The 18,434-nt window shown below is 60.8% G+C and carries 15 protein-coding genes and 1 riboswitch; of the genes, 9 read left to right on the top strand and 6 right to left on the bottom strand.

What is annotated here, in order from left to right; translation table 11 throughout:
- Positions 1-248: 248 nt before the first annotated feature.
- Positions 249-2,705 (bottom strand): acyl-CoA dehydrogenase FadE, encoded by a 2,457-nt coding sequence (gene fadE, locus PG892_RS14005; protein WP_201984652.1) that lies wholly within the window; start codon positions 2,703-2,705, stop codon positions 249-251.
- A 252-nt stretch (positions 2,706-2,957) separates the two neighbouring features.
- Between fadE and lpcA the strand changes: the two genes are divergently transcribed.
- From lpcA to PG892_RS13990, 3 genes are all read left to right on the top strand, one after another.
- Positions 2,958-3,536: a D-sedoheptulose 7-phosphate isomerase gene (lpcA, locus tag PG892_RS14000; RefSeq protein WP_223916392.1), complete on the top strand. Its 579-nt coding sequence runs from the start codon at positions 2,958-2,960 to the stop codon at positions 3,534-3,536.
- 111 nt (positions 3,537-3,647) lie between these two features.
- The gene (locus PG892_RS13995; RefSeq protein ID WP_223916394.1) at positions 3,648-4,445 is read left to right on the top strand and encodes a class II glutamine amidotransferase; all 798 of its coding nucleotides are present in this window, start codon (positions 3,648-3,650) and stop codon (positions 4,443-4,445) included.
- Between the two features lie 301 nt (positions 4,446-4,746).
- On the top strand, positions 4,747-5,082 hold the full coding sequence (locus PG892_RS13990; protein WP_010674144.1) for an Hpt domain-containing protein: 336 nt from the start codon (positions 4,747-4,749) through the stop codon (positions 5,080-5,082).
- A gap of 12 nt (positions 5,083-5,094) precedes the next feature.
- Here PG892_RS13990 and PG892_RS13985 read toward each other — a convergent pair whose 3' ends face one another.
- Positions 5,095-6,018: a gluconeogenesis factor YvcK family protein gene (locus PG892_RS13985; protein ID WP_029314269.1), complete on the bottom strand. Its 924-nt coding sequence runs from the start codon at positions 6,016-6,018 to the stop codon at positions 5,095-5,097.
- A 113-nt stretch (positions 6,019-6,131) separates the two neighbouring features.
- On the opposite strand from PG892_RS13985, the gene PG892_RS13980 reads away from it, so the two are divergent.
- Both PG892_RS13980 and PG892_RS13975 read left to right on the top strand, forming a co-directional pair.
- Positions 6,132-7,313 carry an FIST signal transduction protein gene (locus PG892_RS13980; protein ID WP_041201554.1) on the top strand — a complete coding sequence of 394 codons (1,182 nt, stop codon included), beginning with the start codon at positions 6,132-6,134 and terminating at the stop codon, positions 7,311-7,313.
- A gap of 18 nt (positions 7,314-7,331) precedes the next feature.
- Positions 7,332-9,407: a PAS domain-containing hybrid sensor histidine kinase/response regulator gene (locus tag PG892_RS13975; RefSeq protein ID WP_270825498.1), complete on the top strand. Its 2,076-nt coding sequence runs from the start codon at positions 7,332-7,334 to the stop codon at positions 9,405-9,407.
- Positions 9,408-9,679: 272 nt separating this feature from the next.
- Here PG892_RS13975 and PG892_RS13970 read toward each other — a convergent pair whose 3' ends face one another.
- From PG892_RS13970 to narQ, 4 genes are all read right to left on the bottom strand, one after another.
- Positions 9,680-10,255: an LON peptidase substrate-binding domain-containing protein gene (locus PG892_RS13970; protein ID WP_041212730.1), complete on the bottom strand. Its 576-nt coding sequence runs from the start codon at positions 10,253-10,255 to the stop codon at positions 9,680-9,682.
- 302 nt (positions 10,256-10,557) lie between these two features.
- The gene (locus PG892_RS13965; protein WP_041215516.1) at positions 10,558-10,983 is read right to left on the bottom strand and encodes a globin domain-containing protein; all 426 of its coding nucleotides are present in this window, start codon (positions 10,981-10,983) and stop codon (positions 10,558-10,560) included.
- Positions 10,984-11,129: 146 nt separating this feature from the next.
- Positions 11,130-11,768, bottom strand: coding sequence for a two-component system response regulator NarL (narL, locus tag PG892_RS13960; protein WP_039038841.1), 639 nt, complete (start codon positions 11,766-11,768; stop codon positions 11,130-11,132).
- Positions 11,768-13,480: a nitrate/nitrite two-component system sensor histidine kinase NarQ gene (narQ, locus tag PG892_RS13955; RefSeq protein WP_042882582.1), complete on the bottom strand. Its 1,713-nt coding sequence runs from the start codon at positions 13,478-13,480 to the stop codon at positions 11,768-11,770. Before narQ ends, narL begins: the two co-directional genes overlap by 1 nt.
- A 78-nt stretch (positions 13,481-13,558) precedes the next feature.
- Positions 13,559-13,698: riboswitch (molybdenum cofactor riboswitch) on the top strand.
- Between narQ and moaA the strand changes: the two genes are divergently transcribed.
- The 4 genes from moaA to napA all read left to right on the top strand — a co-directional run bounded on the left by moaA (position 13,686) and on the right by napA (position 18,420).
- Entirely contained in the window at positions 13,686-14,681 is a 996-nt protein-coding gene (gene moaA / locus PG892_RS13950; RefSeq protein WP_270825497.1) for a GTP 3',8-cyclase MoaA, read from the top strand. It overlaps the preceding riboswitch by 13 nt.
- Before the next feature lie 251 nt (positions 14,682-14,932).
- Complete coding sequence (gene napF / locus PG892_RS13945) at positions 14,933-15,442, top strand: ferredoxin-type protein NapF (protein ID WP_223916397.1); 510 nt, start codon at positions 14,933-14,935, stop codon at positions 15,440-15,442.
- A complete protein-coding gene (locus PG892_RS13940) occupies positions 15,439-15,741 on the top strand; it encodes a chaperone NapD (protein ID WP_199770461.1) in 303 nt (100 codons plus the stop codon). Before napF ends, PG892_RS13940 begins: the two co-directional genes overlap by 4 nt.
- Before the next feature lie 189 nt (positions 15,742-15,930).
- Positions 15,931-18,420 (top strand): nitrate reductase catalytic subunit NapA, encoded by a 2,490-nt coding sequence (gene napA, locus PG892_RS13935; protein ID WP_223916399.1) that lies wholly within the window; start codon positions 15,931-15,933, stop codon positions 18,418-18,420.
- Positions 18,421-18,434: the final 14 nt, after the last annotated feature.

The raw sequence follows: 18,434 nt of genomic DNA, 5'->3' as shown, positions 1-18,434 counted from the left end.
CGCGAGCAGCTATCACCCAGTAATGGGAATCCCCCTCCTGTGACGCGAAGCGCTAAGGTGGGGGAGGATGTCAATATGCAATCCTGTGTGTGATCCTGTGCTTACCTTAACCGCTTCATTCAATATAGGAAACGGATTGATATCCAAAATATGATCCAGTCGGTTTCTCTTTCTTCGTATCGGATGCCATCCACCAGCCCTTTCATGAAAAACGCCTCCACAAGGGAGGCGTTCTGGCATCAGAGGCATCAAGCTGCCCTGTGATAGGCGGAGGCTTCAAACAGTGCCTTGTTGGCCACCAGCTCGACGGGATCGAAATCATCGACGTTGATGGTGCGAAGACGACTCTCCTCGGCACGCCGCAGCAGATCCGCTTCGACCTGGTTGATGACACCGAGGCTCAGGCCTGCCTCTGCCACCTTGTCGAGCTGGGTGAAGGGGCGTTTGCTCCCTTCGGCCTTGCACACCTTGTCAAACAGCGGCTCTGCGGTCAGCACATCGTCCAGCGCCTGTTCCAGCAGCCCGAAGGGGTTGCCCTCCTCGCGCGTCAGATATTGGCCCTCGGCCAGACGGCTGCGAGTGGCACTTGGCACCTGGAGCAGGCGGGCCACCTGGCTGTCGAGCTTGTCGGAGGGACGCTTCAGGTCGCGACCAAGGGGCAGCACGATGGCGCGCAGGGCCAGACCAATCCAGCGATTCGGGAAGTTGCGCAGCAACTCGTCGATCGCTTCCTGAGCCTTGAACAAAGCGTCTTGCAGTGCCCAGTGCAGCAGCGGCAGGTCGGCTTGCTGGCGTCCTTCATCCTGATAGCGCTTGAGGGCGCTGGAGGCCAGATAGAGCTGGCTCAGCACATCGCCAAGGCGGGCAGAGACCCGCTCTTTGCGCTTGAGCTCGCCACCCAGGGTGCCCATCGCCATGTCTGACAGGAAGGCAAGGTTGGCGGAGAGGCGAGAGAGCTGCTGATAGTAGCCCTTGGTCTGATCCTTGTAGGGCGCGGCGGCGAAGCGGGCACCGGTCAACCCCAGCCAGAAGCTGCGCACCAGGTTGCTGATGGCAAAGCCCACGTGGCTGAACATCGCCTTGTCGAAATCTTTCAGCGCCTGCTCTTTGTCGGGGTGGCTGGCGGCCAGCATCTCCGGCAACACGTAGGGGTGGCAACGGATGGCTCCCTGACCGTAAATGATCATGCTGCGGGTCAGGATATTGGCTCCCTCGACGGTCACCGCGATGGGGGCCCCCTGATAGCCACGGGCCAGATAGTTGTTCGGCCCCATGCAGATGGCCTTGCCGCCGTGGATGTCCATGGCATCGATGATGCACTTCTGGGCGCGGTCGGTGAGGTGGTACTTGACGATGGCGGAGATGACCGAGGGTTTTTCACCGAGATCGATGCCGGTGACCGTCAGTTTGGCGGCGGCGCCCATGATGTAGGCGTTGCCACCCAGGCGTGCCAGCGGCTCTTCAATCCCTTCCATCTTGCCAATCGGCAGCTTGAACTGGCGACGGATGCGGCTGTAGGCACCGGTGGCCAGGGCCAGCATCTTGACGCCGCCCGTGCTGTTGGAAGGCAGGGTGATGCCGCGACCGACGGAGAGACACTCCACCAGCATACGCCAGCCCTGACCGGCCATGGCCGGACCGCCGATGATGAAGTCGAGCGGTACAAACACGTCCTTGCCGTGGGTCGGGCCGTTCTGGAACGGCACGTTGAGCGGGAAGTGGCGACGGCCGATGTCGACCCCCTTGATGTGGGTCGGAATGAGGGCGCAGGTGATGCCGAGCTCTTCTTCCTCACCCAGCAGGTGGTCAGGGTCACGCAGCTTGAAGGCGAGGCCGAGTACGGTGGCGATGGGAGCCAGGGTAATGTAGCGCTTGTTCCAGGTCAGGCGCATGCCGAGCACCTCTTCCCCTTCCCACTCGCCTTTGCAGACGATGCCGAAGTCGGGAATCGAGCCCGCATCAGAACCCGCTTCCGGGCTGGTCAGGGCGAAACAGGGGATCTCCTTGCCGACAGCCAGACGGGGCAGGTAGTAATCCTTCTGCTCGTCAGTACCGTAGTGTTGCAGCAGCTCACCCGGCCCTAAGGAGTTGGGCACGCCGACGGTGGAGGCGAGCACGGCGCTGGCGCCGCACAGCTTTTGCAGCACGCAGGATTGGGCGTAGGCAGAGAACTCCAGCCCGCCATATTTCTTCTTGATGATCATGGCGAAGAACTTGTTGTCCTTCAGGTATTGCCACACCTCGGGAGAGAGATCGGCACGCTCGTGGGTCACTTCCCAGTCGTTGACCATGCGGCACACTTCTTCAACCGGACCGTCCATGAAGGCCTGCTCTTCGGCAGACAGCGTGCTGACCGGAATGGCGTGCAGCTTCTTCCAGTCCGGGTTGCCGGCAAACAGATCCGCTTCCCACCAGGTCGTCCCCGCTTCGATGGCTTCCTTCTCGGTTCGGGACATCTCCGGCATGATGGACTTGTAGATCTTGAACAGCGGCTTGGTCAGCTGGTTGCGGCGAAACTCCACCAGATTGAGGGGCAGGGCTATCACCGCGAACAGCGCCCACACCAGCAGGGGCACATGGCCATAGAAGGTGCCGGCGACCAGGGCGGCGGCCGTGGCAAGCGTGGCGGTGAACAGGGACGCACGGCGATAGGCCATGGCGCCGATCACCAGGATCACCCCGAGCAGAGTGAGGGTCGTCGTCATTGTTTGCTCCTTGCATGAATTGCCGAGGTTGGGAAATTGGCGTTAACTGATCCAGAGGTCTGACCTGTTGGATGTGGCCCCTGTTGTAATTCATACGCACAAACTTATCAAGCTGTTTACAAGCCTGTTACCTTGGTTCTGTGATCGGCATAACGCGCTGCCCGCCCCATCTTGGCGGGCGGGGGGCGACGATTGGACTGGCTTGTGCGACAATGCCGCCACCCTATGTTGGACGACGAGATTTCAAAAACCATGTACAAAGAACTGATCCGCAACGAGTTGACCGAAGCTGCCAGCGTGCTTCAGGCGTTCCTGGCAGATGAGCAAAATCTGAAAAACATCGAGGCGGCGGCCAAGCTGCTCGCCGACTCCTTCAAGCAGGAAGGCAAGGTACTCTCCTGCGGCAACGGCGGCTCCCACTGCGATGCCATGCACTTTGCCGAGGAGCTGACCGGTCGTTATCGCGAGAACCGCCCAGGCTATGCCGGCATCGCCATCTCCGATCCCAGCCACCTCTCCTGCGTCTCCAACGACTTTGGCTATGACTATGTCTTCTCTCGCTATGTGGAGGCCGTCGGCCGTCGTGGTGACGTGCTGCTCGGCATCTCTACCAGCGGCAACTCCGGCAACATCCTCAAAGCCATCGAGGCGGCCCGTGCCAAAGGGATGAAGGTGATTGCCCTGACCGGCAAGGACGGCGGCAAGATGGCTGGTCTGGCCGATGTGGAGATCCGAGTGCCGCACTTCGGTTATGCCGACCGCATCCAGGAAGTGCACATCAAGGTGATCCACATCCTGATCCAGCTGGTTGAAAAAGAGATGGCCAAGTAATCAACGATCCGGGATTGAGAGGGGTGATGGGCGACCATCCCGGCCCTCTCATCCAGCCGTGACGGTTGATTGACGAAACTAGAGTCAAGACATTCAGGGAGTGGATGGTATATGTGCGAACTGCTCGGCATGAGTGCCAATGTGCCGACCGACATCTGCTTCAGCTTTACCGGGCTGATGCTGCGGGGCGGCAAGACCGGTCCCCACAAGGATGGCTGGGGGATCACCTTCTATGAGGGGCGGGGTTTTCGCACCTTCAAGGATCCCGAACCCAGTGCCCAGTCTCCCATCGCCAAGCTGGTCCAGGCACTGCCCATCAAGAGCCGTGCCGTGGTCAGCCATATCCGGCAGGCGAACCGGGGGTGTGTCTCCCTGGAAAACACCCACCCTTTTACCCGAGAACTGTGGGGCCGTTACTGGACCTTTGCCCACAATGGCCAGTTGACCGGTTACAAGAAGCTGCCGACCGGGCGCCACCGTCCGGTCGGCGACACCGACAGCGAGCACGCCTTCTGCTGGCTGCTCGACAGGCTGGAGCACAAGTACCCCAAACGGCCGGCAAATTTCCCCGCCATGTTCCGCTACCTCGCGACCCTGTGCGACAAGCTGCGCGGGCTCGGGGTGTTCAACATGCTGCTGTCGGACGGAGAGTTCGTGATGACCTATTGCAGCAACAACCTTTACTGGTTGACGCGCAGGGCTCCCTTTGGCGAAGCCCGTCTGCTGGATGAGGATGTGGCCATCGACTTTCAGAGTGAAACCACGCCGAACGATGTGGTGACCCTGATCGCCACCCGGCCGCTCACCGGCAACGAGAATTGGGTGAAGATGGTGCCCGGGGAGTTCTGCCTGTTCAGGCTGGGTGAGCTGGAATATGGCAATGCAGCCAACTTGTTGAACCAGAGATAAAAAAATACCAGGGTAGATGTCTACCCTGGTTCTTCGCAGCAGCCATACAGGCAAAAAGGGATGAGAGAGGTGTTGCTGAGCCGCATCATTCTCATGGGTTGCATTGTTACTTTAATGTTAATTTTGTGACAATCTTTATCTCTCTCCATTCTGACTGACATACCGATAACTTGAAGCTGCTCACATTCTGGTGTCGCAAGAGCATCCGGAGCGATACGGGCATGCCCGAAGGACGGGTGACAGCGGGGCTGTGGGTCCGCTATATTGTGGTCTGTTTGAATACCATCATAGGGAAGAGAAGATGGAGTGGCTGGATCAGAAAGTGCTGCGACAACTGGCAGATGATATCGGTCACGAGATGATGCCGGTCGTCATCTCGGTGTTTGTCGAAGAGGTAGGCGAGCAGTTGGCCCAATTAAGACCGCTTTTTGAGCAGCGGGACTGGTCAGCCCTGGCGCGTCTTGCCCACAGCATGAAATCGTCCTGTGGCAGCTATGGCGCCAAACCCAGCTATCAGCAGGTGATGGATCTGGAGTCCGCCTGTCGCCGGGAAGATGAGCAAGAGGCCGGCAGACTGCTGGCGGAGCTGGAGCACTCCCTGCCCCAGGTCTTCACCCATCTGGCCCAGTTTCACTGATCCAGAAGGGCATCAGCCCGCCATGTCGCGCTCGCCAAGCCTGCTCAGGATCACTGTGTCGAGTGCCAGCCGCAGCTTGAGGCGGTCGTGGCGGTGGGGGAGGGCCGCTTCACCCAGCTCGGCCCGAACGAGGCAGTGCTGCAGCTCGGGTACCTGGGGGCCCTCGGGAGCCAGAATGGCATCGATCCGGCCGCTGCCTATCCGCTCTTCCAGCCAACGATGTTGACTGGACAGTGACAACTGGCCTGCCGGACCCTCTTCGTCCACCAGATTGCTGATGAACACGACGATGGCGCGGCTGCTGCGGATCGCCTCCGCAATTTCGCGCAGCAGCAGAGGAGGCATGATGGAGGTGAGGAAGCTGCCCGGCCCCAGGATGATCATGTCGGCCTGGCTCAGCGCCTCGACTGCTTCGCGCGTGGCGGGCACGACCGGTTTCAGGCTCAGGGCCCGTGGCGGCGTGGTGAGCTGATCGATGGAGACCTCCCCCAGGATCTGATCGCCACAGACGGTGTGGGCGCACAGATCGGTGGGATGCTCGGACATGGGCAGCAGATTGGGTTCAATTTCCAGCATGTCGCTGATGAGCCGGATGGCATCCAGGGGGCGCACGCAGAGGTTGTCGAGGGCCAGCAGCATCAGGTTGCCGAGGTTGTGGCCCGCGAGCTCGCCGCGGCCGGTAAAGCGGTGCTCGAACAGCTGGCTACCGATGCTGGGGGTGGTCACCAGCTGGTTGAGGCAGTTGCGCAGATCCCCCCAGGCGATGCACTCTTGGCTTTTGCGCAGGCGTCCGGTGGAGCCGCCATCATCCGTGGTGGTGACGATGCCCGTCAGCCGGGATCCCAAGAACGACAGGGAAGAGAGCACCCGGCCCATACCGTGCCCGCCGCCGATGGCGACAACCCGGTCGAAGTCATTGATATTTTTCTGCCACATGCAGTGATCCCGTGGGAGGCCAGTGAGCACCATTCTAGTCTCCATGGCCAGGTAATTGTTTGATAAGGGTATGATTTTTGCTTGATGCCAGCATCCCGTACCCCTAGGAGACGATGTTGAACTTCCTGACGGCTCACTCGCTTGCCGAGACGACCCCACTGGCCGCCCAACAAGTTACAGAGCGGTTGCATGCCCAGTCATCCCATGTTCCATCGCTGTTGCTGGTCTATTTTACCCAAGCACACGAGGCGGCGGAACTGCGCCGTGCGCTCAAGGCACGTTTTCCCGATACCCGGCTGATCGGTTGCAGCTCCTGCGGCGGTATCCTGACCCAGGATGGCCATCATGGTCGGCATGGCTGGAGCCTGTCGGTCGCCGCCCTTTATGATGACAAGGGGGCCTATGGCGTGGCTGGCCAGATGGGGGATCAACCGGATGTGCGGGCATTGCTGCGCCGCGCCATCGCCGATGGTGGCCGACCGGGAGAGCTGCCGCAGCTCGTGTTGCTGCACACCAGCCCGGGGCTGGAGGAGGTTGTGCTCGCGGGGATCGACGCCGAGTTTGGCGCGACCGTTCCCGTCGTCGGCGGGTCGGCGGCAGACGACGGCGTGGCCGGGCAGTGGCAGCTGTGCTGGGACGAAGGGGAGGGATCACAAGGGTGCGTGTTGGCGGTGCTTTACCCCGATTGCCAACTGGCGTTCCAGTTTCATTCAGGCTATGTACCCACCGAGTGTCGCGGCATCATTACCGGGATAGACGGGCGGGAGGTGCTGACCATCGATCACGAGCCGGCGGCCCGGGTCTATGGTCGCTGGACCGAGCGTGCGACGCCCTGGCCGGTGGGCCCCATCCTCAGGGAGACGACGCTCTCGCCACTGGCCCGTCAGGTCGGCATGCTCGATGACCTGCCCTACTACAAGCTCTCCCATCCCGAGGCGGTGACGGCGCGGGAGGGGCTGCGCCTCTTTACCGAGACCCGACTGGGAGAGCGGCTGCTGCTCATGTACAGCAGCCAGGAAGGGTTGTTGCAGCGTAGCCTGAATGCGGTGAATATCGAGCCTGAATATGGCATGGCGAGCAATATGCGCCCCTTTGGCGCCCTGGTGGTGTTTTGTGCCGGTTGTCGGCTGGCACTGGGGGACAGGCTGGGGGACATCGTCAGTCAATTCAGTCAGAGGCTGGGTGAGATCCCCTTCATCACGCCCTTTACCTTCGGTGAACAGGGACGATTACCCCATGGTGAGCTGGCGCACGGCAACCTCATGGTGTCGAGCGTAATCTTCCTCGAGAGCTGACACTGTGCTGGATTCAAGATGATAGGGAATAGCGAACTCGAAACCCTGGGCGACAAACTGCAAACCACGCTGGTGGAGCTGATGCGTTGCCGGGAGCGGGAGGCCAGATATCGGGAGGAGTCTCAAGCCCTGCTGTGCGGGGTGGCGACCCTGGCACAGGCCCAGAGTCTGGAGCAGGTACTGGAGAGTCTCATTCTTGCTCTCAAGCCCTTTATCGGATTCGAACAGGCGGATGTGGTTGCCTGGGAGGCCGTAGGGGGCAGCACCCATCTGAGCACCCAGCCGGACGAGGTAGGCCGGACCTGGTCGCTGACACCGCTCTTCTCCAGGGCCATCGAGGGGGAGACCCTGGTGATCTATGATCCCGCCCAACTGCCTGAGCTGGCGCCGCTGGCGGGGGCGCCGGGCTGGGCCAGCGTCATGATGACAGGCTTGCAGGGACCGGGGTTTTCCGGTGTGCTCATCTGCCGGCACGGCGTGGCGGGCACCTTCGATCTCAAGAGCAAGGCGGCGATGCAGCGTTGTCGCCCGCTCATCTCCCAGGCCCTGGTCAACATCGCCTATCGGGCTCGCCTGCAAGAACAGGTTGACCTCAAGACCCTGGCCCTGCAGGCCAGCGAACAGCGTTTTCGCAGTTTTGCCGCCATGGCCTCCGATTGGTTCTGGGAGACCGATCCCCAGCACAGGCTCAGCTATGTCTCTGCCCCTGGCTATCAGGGGGAAGTGCTGGCCCGCCAGACGGGGAGAAGCCTCTATGATTTTGCCCACGACAAGCAGGACCCGGCCTGGAGCCACTACCGGCACCTGATCGCCCACAATCTGCCGGTGCGGGGAATGCGGGCCCAGGTGATGCTGGCGGGCGGGCCTTGCTGGATGGAGATCAATGCGGAGCCTTGCCATGATGCCGGTGGCCGCTTCCTCGGCTATCGGGGCACGGCGCGGGAGATAGGCAGCCAGATCCGCCGCGAGCAGGAGCTGGCGCGGGCGCGGGACGATGCCGAGACGGCCAACCGTGCCAAATCCCAGTTCCTCGCCATGATGACCCACGAGATCCGCTCTCCCATGAACGCCGTGCTGGGGATGCTGGATCTGCTGCAGCACGGCCGGCTCGACACTCCGCAACAGACCCTCATCGGCCATGCCACCCACTCTGCGCATCTGTTGCAGACCATCATCGACGATGTGCTCGATTTCTCGAAAATAGAGTCACATACCCTGACGCTGCACTGTGAACCCTTTCAGCCAGCCGAGCTGTGCCGTGCCCTGGTGGAGCCCTTGCAGGCACAGGCCAGTGCCAAGGGCATCACACTGCACTGGCATCTGGATGAGACGCTCCCCGAACTCCTTCAAGGGGATGCCGTCCGCCTCTCCCAGGTGATAGGCAACCTGCTTGGCAATGCCGTGAAGTTCACCTCCGTCGGCAGCGTGCGTCTGGCGTTGACCTGGGAGGAGGAAAAGCTGGGGGTCATGGTCAGCGACACGGGGATCGGCATCTCCACCGAGGATCAGGCGTTGCTGTTCGAACCCTTCTATCAGGTCGACAGTTCGGCAACCCGCCGCTTCTCCGGCTCGGGGCTCGGGCTGGCCATCTGCAGGCGGCTGGTGCAGCTGATGGGGGGAGACATTTGCGTGCAGAGCACGCCTGGGCTGGGAAGCTGCTTCTGGTTCGAGCTGCCCGGGATGGCCTCTCCCTGTGCTCCGGCCACCGCCCCCGGCAGTGAAGAGTGCGCCAGACTGGAGCTGGATGTGCTGGTGGTGGAAGACAGTCCGGTCAATCAGCTGGTGGTATCCCTGATGCTGCAGAAGCTGGTGTGCAGGGTGAGGCTGGCAGGCAATGGTCTGGAGGCCCTGGCACAAGTGGCGAAGCAGCAGCCGGACCTTGTCCTGATGGATATGCGCATGCCGCAGATGGATGGGCTGGAGGCGACCAGGCGCCTGCGGGACATGGGGTGCGAGGTGCCCATCGTCGCGTTGACGGCCAATGCCATGATGGAGGACAGGGCCCGCTGCCTTGCCCAGGGCATGAACGATTTTCTGGCCAAACCCATCAGTCTTGCCAGGCTGCGAAGCTGCCTGCTCCGCCATTGCAGGTGATGCCGGCCGATTTTGGGTAAAAAAAATGGTCAACCTGGTGGTTGACCAATTCTTCAGCAAATACTGAAGAGAGCACGGGATAAATCGGGTTGTACGGTTTTATATGAAAAAGTCGTGCCAACTTTTCAAAACCTGTTATTTGCGGCCTGTAGCTGAATTGTGTGTTATTTATCGCTACCGTGATTGCAAAATGCAATTCTCATTTTTTCATTATAAGAATGCAGTGCCGAGAATTCGCGTTTTGCAAACCAACCGTTGACTCACTCTTTGACTCACTGTGCGATCAGTCGGCGCAAGAACTGGCGCGCCGCTTCACTGTTCTGTTTGGCAATCAACATCTGTTTTTCATAGATCGGCATGGGCAGGATCTCGAGCCAGCGTTGGCAGAGCCAGGCTGCATCGTCGAACTGCTTGTCCGGGTAGAGCTCATCCAGTTCCGGGTATTGTGCAAAGACCTCTCTCAATCGGCTGACCAGCTGGTTGTCGCTGACATCAGAATCCGCACTCGGCCAGTTGGGCAGTGGCTCGACCTGGGCGTGCCTGAGGCCTGCGTCATCCGTTTCCATCTCGTGGATGCAGAAGCGTTCAAGGCCGAGCACGGTGACCCCGAGCAAACCGTCGTTGAGGGTATAAAAATCCGTCACCTTGACGCGGGTTCCGACCGGGAGAATCCGTCCGCAGGTACCCGTGCTGGTAGTCTCTTCCATCACGATGCCAAAACCCCGATCCTCGAGGAAGGACTCCTTGAGCATCTGCAGGTGGCGCGGCTCGAACAGGCGAAGGGGGAGCTTGCCGCCGGGCAGAATATGGGACGGCAAGGGGAACAGTGCCAGTTGTTGAAGTTTCATGTTCCATCCTCCTAATCAGTCATTGCTGAATGTGACAATGCAGTGACCGTGCCAGAGAGAGGTGGCGTGGCGAAGGGGTGAGCTATTTCCCGTGGTTATTTTTAATATCCATTTAAAATCAATCTATTGTGATTTGATGTCGCGAATGCAAGCAAGGTAGTGCGAAAGGGATTCAGGTGAGGTATTAGGGCGCCGAACATACCCCGTGTGCAGAATGAGTCTATTTTCGCATATTGCAAATTTGATTCATGCAAAATGCCTGTTACAGACCCATTCAGCGATTGGGGGCAAAGGCCAGGGGATCAGGTGGTCAATTCGGTGTGCTGTGTCATGCCGTCCAGCATCAGGGCGGCTATCTCGTCATACATCTGCGACCAGGCCTGTGCCAGTGCCGGGGTAAAACCACTGCCGAGACGCCGTGCCAGTACCTGGGTCAGCGCCTGTTTGAGCAGCGCAAACTGGTGGGGTTGAACGTTGAATCGCTGGTGACGCCTGCCGAGATCGCGAATGATGAAACCCAGTGCATCCAGCTGGGAGAGGCTGGTGATGACGGTGTTCAGGGTGTCCGACACCTTGGCAACAGGCAGCTCCTGATGTGGGGGAAAGAGGGCCCTGAGTTCGGGGGACAATCTGAACAGCTCTTCATACACCTCCTGGACATAGCTGTTGTTCAGGGCGCTCACCCTGCCCCAGGCTTTCTGGACCAGCTCTATCTGCTCAAAGGTCATGTCGATGTTTCCTTCCCGTGCGATGTCATGAAAATAATAATCCATCTACTCAATAGAGCACCGGGTTCCGCGCCATTTGGGGAAAAGGAGAGGGGGCCAGCAAGGAGGCACGGATGGTGACCCCTTGCTGGTAGGAGGCCGGGACCTCAGTTGCGCTGTTCCAGGTACATGACGGCTGCTTCGACGCGGCTTTGGGCCTCGAGCTTTTTCAGCAGGCTCTTGACGTGGACCTTGACGGTTCCCTCGGAGATATGGAGCACTGAGGCGACCTGCTTGTTGGACAACCCCTTGGCGATTTCACGCATGATCTGCATCTCGCGTCGGGTCAGGCTCTCCAGCTTCTGCTGCAGGTGGTCCAGCTCGTAGATGTTCTCGAGATAGGGACGTAGCGGCTCGCTCAGGATCTGCTTGCCGGTCATCACGTCAGCCAGCTGGGCCAGCAGCATGTCAGGCTCGGTGTCCTTGAGCAGATAGCCGTCCGCGCCTGCCTTGAGCAGGGCAACCACATCCTGGCGGGCGTCAGAGACGGTCAGGATCACCACGCGGGAAGTCACCTCTTCGGCCCGCAGTGCCTTGAGGGTATCGAGACCTGACAACCCCTTCATGTTGAGGTCGAGCAGGATAAGGTCCGGTTCGGACTCCTTGGCCATGGCCACTGCGTCGGTGCCGTTGGAGGCCTCGCCAACCACGTCGATGTTATCTTCCAACTCCAGCAGTTGCACAATTCCCTTGCGCATCAGGGGGTGGTCATCCACGACCAGAACACTGTATTTCATCTCGTCCATCAGGCGTCTCTTGTTAGGCTGGTGGGAAAGGTCAGGTGTATGCGGGTGCCCCCGGAGGGCGGTTCACTGATGGTCAACTGGCCGCGCAATTTGCTGGCGCGTTCATTCATGATGCTGAGACCGTAGTGATTCACCGCCGAGCTTGCGCCCCTTATTCCAACACCATCGTCTGCAATCTGAACCTGGATGTTACCATCAGCCAGGGTCTCACAGCTAACGTCAATGTGCCGCGCGCTGGCATGCTTGATGGCATTGAGCACTGCCTCACGGATCAGCTGCAGGATGTGGATGTGCTGCCCCGCTTCAAGGTCGGTGTCCGTCAGTCCGTACTGGAGCCTGATGTCGGCGTGCGTCTGGGGTTTGAGCTGCTCGAGCATGACCGCGATGGCTTCACCCAGGTTGGCATCGCCGATGCTGAGGCGGAAGGTGCCGAGCAGTTCGCGCAACTGGGTATAGGCATTGCTGAGTCCCTCGTCGATCTGCTCCATGGCTGCCTCGGTCTTGGCTCTGTCCCCCTTGGCGAAGGAGCGCTTGAGCAGAGTGGCCTGGATCTTCAGGTAGGAGAGGGCCTGGGCGAGGGAGTCGTGCAGTTCACGGGCGATGACGGCGCGCTCTTCCATCAGGAGCAGGCGCTGGTGCTGCAGCAGGGTCTGATCCTTGTGCAGCACCTGGGCCAGCAACATGGAGAAGTTCTTCATCAGCCGCTCGTCGATGGGGTGGCCGCTTATCATGTCGAGTCGGCCGTACTCCTCGTCATCCATCTGCAGGTAAAAGCTCACCACGGCGTCCAGATCCCCCGGCCACCCCTTGCGCCCAGTGATGTAGACCGGCATCGCATTGTGCTCGAAGCGGGTGAGGCGGATGTACTCGATGTGCTGGTGGGCGGCGGCCCGCTCCAGCAGCTTTTGCAGGGTGCGGCGGCTGAGGGGCGCCGCGTGCAGTTTCTGGGCGGTGGAATAGAGGAAGGAGAGGGTGTCGTTGGCCTGTTGCAGCTTGGCCGTTTTCTCCTCCACCTTGCTCTCCAGCTCCCGGTAGAGTTTGCCAAGCTCGTCGGCCATGGTCGCGAACGCCCCCGACAGCTCTCCCAGCTCGTTTTCACAGTGAGGGGGCAGGGTGAGATCGAATTCCTGACGCTGGATCTGGCGTGCGCAATAGACCAGCTGGTTGAGGGGGGCCACCACCTGCTGGCGGGTGAAGCGCACCGTGCACCAGGCGATGGTGATGATGGCGAGCAGACCCAATCCCTCTGCCAGGGCCAGCATGCGCACCTTGAACTCCACGTGGTACTGCATCTGGTTGACGAAGTCATCGATGGCGGCGACGAACTGTTCCGTATTGTCGGTATAACGGCTGGGGGTGGCATTCTCGATGTGTTCGCGCATCACTTGCCATTGCAGCAGGACTTCACCATAGGTGCGGCGCAGGGAGGCGGGCGTGATCCAGCGCTGGGTCTCCTGCAGCTCGGGGGCATGAAGGGTCTGTTCAAACTGGGCGAGCCGACCGAGGACGACCTGATCCTTCTCGATTTCATAGGCCATGCGGTAGGCCTGCATGCGCAGGGATCCCGACAGGTTGATGGCCTTGGCATCGGGAACCGAATAGAAGAGGGTGACCATGGCCACCACGGCGATCAGGCTGGCCATGAACAGGATCAGCACCATGGAGCGACCGATGGCGCTGCTGACCGACTGCACTCTGAACCATTTTCCCATGCCGACCGGCTCCCTTTTCACCCACAAAGACCCCACAAAGTAGCATGGGAGTGTACTCCAAGTTGTGCTAGCATCGAAAAACTAGATGAACTCCGAGCGATTTTGCCTAAGTCATTGAGATAGGGGGAGATCGCCGTCAGCCGATGTTCGAGCTGAAAGGGTCAGGAAAGAAATGCCCTGGCCTCCCGTATTTGGAAAGGTGTTTATGTTGCCACTTGAAGATGGTTTTTCCCGTCGCTTTTACTATTTGCGTCTGTCGGTCACCGACGTCTGCAATTTCCGCTGTACCTACTGTCTGCCGGACGGCTATCAGCCGCCGAAAGGAGATGGTGAGGGGCGCCAGTCCTTCCTCTCCCTGGAGGAAATCCGTCGCGTCGTCTCCGGGTTTGCCGCCATGGGGACGCGCAAGGTGCGTCTGACCGGAGGCGAGCCCGCCCTGCGCCGCGACTTCACGGCCATCATCGAGACCGTGGCCAATACCCCCGGCATCGAGAAGGTGGCCATGACCACCAACGGGTATCGCCTCAAGGAGCGTGCCCGCGAGTGGTTCGATGCGGGGCTGACGGCCCTGAACGTCAGCGTCGACAGCCTGGATCCCCGTCAGTTCCACCAGATCACTGGCGAGAACAAGCTGGCGGAGGTGATGGCGGGGATAGACGCCGCCCTGAGTGCCGGTTTTCGGTCGGTCAAGATCAACGCCGTGCTGCTCAAGGGGCTCAATGATCATCAGCTCGAGACATTCCTCGCCTGGATCCGCGACAAACCCATCGAGCTTCGTTTCATCGAACTGATGCAGACCGGCGAGATGGACGCCCTGTTTCGCGATCACCATACCAGCGGTGAACTCATCAAGCAGCGCCTGCAAGAGAGCGGCTGGGTGCAGCAGCTGCGCGGCCTGGATGATGGCCCTGCCCAGGTGTTCACGCATCCGGACTCGAGGGGCGGGGTGGGGCTCATCATGCCCTACAGCAAGGATTTTTGCGTCGGTTGCAACCGGCTGCGGGTCTCCTCCAAGGGCAAGCTGCACCTGTGTCTCTTTGGCGACAACGGGGTGGAACTGCGGGATCTGCTCACCGATGACAGCCAGCAGGAGGCGCTGCAATGGCGTATTCGCCAGGCGCTGACCGGCAAGGCCGCCACCCATCGCCTCCATGAAGGCAATGCAGGCATGACCCCCCACCTGGCCTCCATCGGCGGCTGACAGCCGCCGTGCACCTCAAATAACCTTCGATTAATTATCAATCCTCACATAGGGGTAATTTACCTTGCCCCTGCTGTGTCTAATTGCGCCAAGGGTTTGATCCAGCGCAAGAATCCCCCCTGTTTATCTCCCTGGTGGTATATCCCCTGACTTGTCAGGGCCGCAATATACACCCACGCTTATAATTGGTATTGAAAATGCCAGTCACGGGATCCGCGCGGGGGCATCCGTCCCCGAAAAGAGGAGTCGATATGACCGACGGGGTCAACTTGTCACGCAGAGGCCTGTTTCGGGGACGCCTGAACGCCCCCAAGGCCGGGATCCAGTTGCCCTGGTCCGTCTCCTGGGACGAGTTCGTGGCCGGCTGTACCCGCTGCGGCGACTGTCTGGCGGCCTGTCCGGAGCAGATCCTGATCAAGGGAGACGGAGGCTTCCCCACGGTGGATTTTCACCGCGGCGAGTGCACCTTCTGCACCGAGTGCGTCAGCGCCTGCCAGGCGCCGGTGTTCAGGCCGACAACCCAGACACCCTGGGAGTATGTGGCCCATATCGAGGCGGGCTGTCTGGCCACTGCCCAGGTGTTCTGCCAGCGCTGTCAGGACAGCTGCGAGCAGCAGGCCATCCGCTTTTCCCCCCGGCTGGGGCGCGTACCCACCCCCAGCATCCATGCCGAGTCGTGCAACGGCTGCGGGGCCTGCGTGGCGGATTGCCCGGTGGGCAGCATCAGCATCGGTCTGTCTCGTGGCGAGGCTTCGCGATGACCCAAGAGACGAACAAGTTGGAAAACGGTGATATGACGCGAGAAGAGTTCCATGTATCCAGCCTGGTGGTGCTGACCCAGCCCGATCTGCGCCACGCCCTGGCAGAGCGGATTGCGACCCTGGACGGGGCCGAGATCCACGCAGTCAGCGAGGAGGGCAAGCTGGTGGTGACCCTGGAGGGGCCGAGCCAGCGCCCCATCATGGCGGCCATCGACACCATTCAGGGGTTGCCCGGGGTGCTCTCTGCGGCCCTGATCTACCACCAGTTCGATGAAATGGGCGCCGAAGATGGGGAATAAGGCGTCATGTGGCAGAAGCGCAAGAGTCGTTCGCTAACCGCCATGGGTAATACACGGGATGCCGGGTCTGTTGTCTGCGTTCGATGAACGAAAAGCCCAGAGCAAAGGAATAAAGCGCCATGGAGCTGAGCCAGCGCGGCTCGTCACAATGGCTGTCATTGATGTGATTAAGCAATGCGAGGATATGTCATGAAGCTGAGTCGACGCGACTTTATGAAGGCCAATGCGGTGGCGGCAGCCGCTGCCGTGGCCGGTGTCAGTGCCCCCACTCTGGCGGCGAATCTGATCACCAGTACCGACAAGACCGCCATCACCTGGGACAAGGCGCCGTGCCGCTTCTGCGGGACCGGCTGCTCCGTGCTGGTGGGCTCCCAGGCTGGCCGCGTCGTGGCGACCCAGGGGGATCCCGATGCACCGGTCAACCGTGGCCTGAACTGCATCAAGGGCTACTTCCTCTCCAAGATCATGTACGGGGAGGATCGCCTGACCCAGCCCATGCTGCGCATGACGAACGGCAAGTTCGACAAGAACGGCAACTTCGCCCCCATCAGTTGGGATCAGGCCTTCGACATCATGGCCGAGAAGTTCAAGGCGACCCTGAAAGAGAAGGGCCCGACCGCCGTCGGCATGTTCGGCTCCGGCCAGTGGACCGTCTGGGAAGGCTATGCCGCCGCCAAGCTGATGAAGGCAGGCCTGCGCTCCAACAACCTGGATCCCAATGCCCGTCACTGCATGGCCTCCGCGGTGGTGGGCTTCATGCGTACCTTCGGCATGGATGAACCCATGGGCTGCTACGACGACATCGAGCAGGCCGACGCCTTCGTGCTGTGGGGCTCCAACATGGCCGAGATGCACCCCATCCTCTGGTCGCGCATCTCCGATCGCCGTCTGTCCCACCAGGATGTGCAGGTGCACGTGCTCTCCACCTTCGAGCACCGCAGCTTCGAGCTGGCGGACAACGGACTGGTGTTCACCCCCCAGACCGATCTGGCGATCCTCAACTACATCGCCAACTACATCATCCAGAACGACAAGGTGAACTGGGAGTTCGTCAACAAGCACACCCAGTTCCGCAAAGGAGTGACCGACATCGGCTACGGCCTGCGTCCCACCAACCCGCTGCAGCAAAAGGCCAAGAACCCGGACAGCGGCGACTCCACCCCCATGAGCTTCGAGGACTTCGCCAAGTTCGTGGCGGATTACGATCTGGAGTCCGTCTCCAAGCTCTCCGGCGTGCCCAAGGACAAGCTCGAGAAGCTGGCCCAGATCTATGCGGATCCAGACAAGAAGGTGGTCTCCTACTGGACCATGGGCTTCAACCAGCACACCCGCGGCGTCTGGGCCAACAACCTCTGCTACAACATCCACCTGCTGACCGGCAAGATCTCCCAGCCGGGCTCCGGCCCCTTCTCCCTGACCGGCCAGCCCTCCGCCTGTGGTACCGCCCGTGAAGTGGGTACCTTCGCCCACCGTCTGCCGGCGGACATGGTGGTCACGGATCCCAAACACCGCGCCATCGCCGAGAAGATCTGGAAGCTGCCGGAAGGCACCATCCCGGAGCAGGTGGGCTACCACGCCGTGCTGCAAAACCGCATGCTGAAAGACGGCAAGCTCAACGCCTACTGGGTGATGTGCAACAACAACATGCAGGCCGGCCCGAACATGAATGAAGAGGCGCTGCCCGGTTATCGCAACCCGGCCAACTTCATCGTGGTCTCCGACCCTTATCCGACCGTGACCGCCCAGGCGGCCGACCTCATCCTGCCCACCGCCATGTGGGTGGAGAAAGAGGGTGCCTATGGCAACGCCGAGCGTCGCACCCAGTTCTGGCACCAGCAGGTGAAGGCACCGGAAGGGGCCAAGTCCGACCTGTGGCAGCTGATGGAGTTCTCCAAGCGCTTCAAGGTGGAAGAGGTGTGGCCGGCTGAGTTGATTGCCAAGATGCCGGAAGTGAAGGGCAAGACCCTGTTCGACGTGCTCTATGCCAACGGCCAGGTGAACCAGTTCCCGAAAGAGCAGAGCAAGGGGGCCCTGAACGACGAGGCCGAGCACTTTGGTTTCTACGTCCAGAAGGGGCTGTTCGAGGAGTACGCCTCCTTCGGTCGCGGCCATGGCCACGACCTGGCGCCGTTCGATCAGTATCACGAAGCCCGCGGCCTGCGCTGGCCGGTGGTGGACGGCAAGGAGACCCTGTGGCGCTATCGCGAAGGGTTCGACCCTTACGTGAAAGCGGGCGAAGGGGTGCGCTTCTACGGCAAGCCCGATGGCAAGGCGGTGATCTTCGCGCTGCCCTATGAGCCGGCTGCCGAAGCTCCGGACAAAGAGTACGACATGTGGCTCTCCACCGGTCGCGTGCTGGAACACTGGCATACCGGCACCATGACCCGCCGGGTCCCCGAGCTCTATCGCGCCTTCCCGGATGCGGTGCTCTTCATGCACCCGGAAGATGCCAAGGCCCGTGGCGTGCGCCGTGGCGAAGAGGTGATCGTCTCCTCCCGCCGGGGCGAGGTGAAGACCCGGGTCGAGACCCGGGGCCGCAACCGTCCGCCCAAGGGACTGGTGTTCATGCCCTTCTTCGACGCGAGCCAGCTGGTCAACAAGCTGACCCTGGACGCTACCGATCCGCTCTCCAAGGAGACGGATTACAAGAAGTGCGCCGTCAAGGTCATGAAGGCCTGAGGCGGGGGAGCGCG

The organism is Aeromonas sp. QDB68 (assembly GCF_027707405.1).
GTDB classification, from domain to species: Bacteria; Pseudomonadota; Gammaproteobacteria; order Enterobacterales; family Aeromonadaceae; genus Aeromonas; species Aeromonas caviae.
The sequence above is the reverse complement of the archived record's forward strand: the minus strand, read 5'-3'. Positions and strand labels throughout refer to the sequence as shown.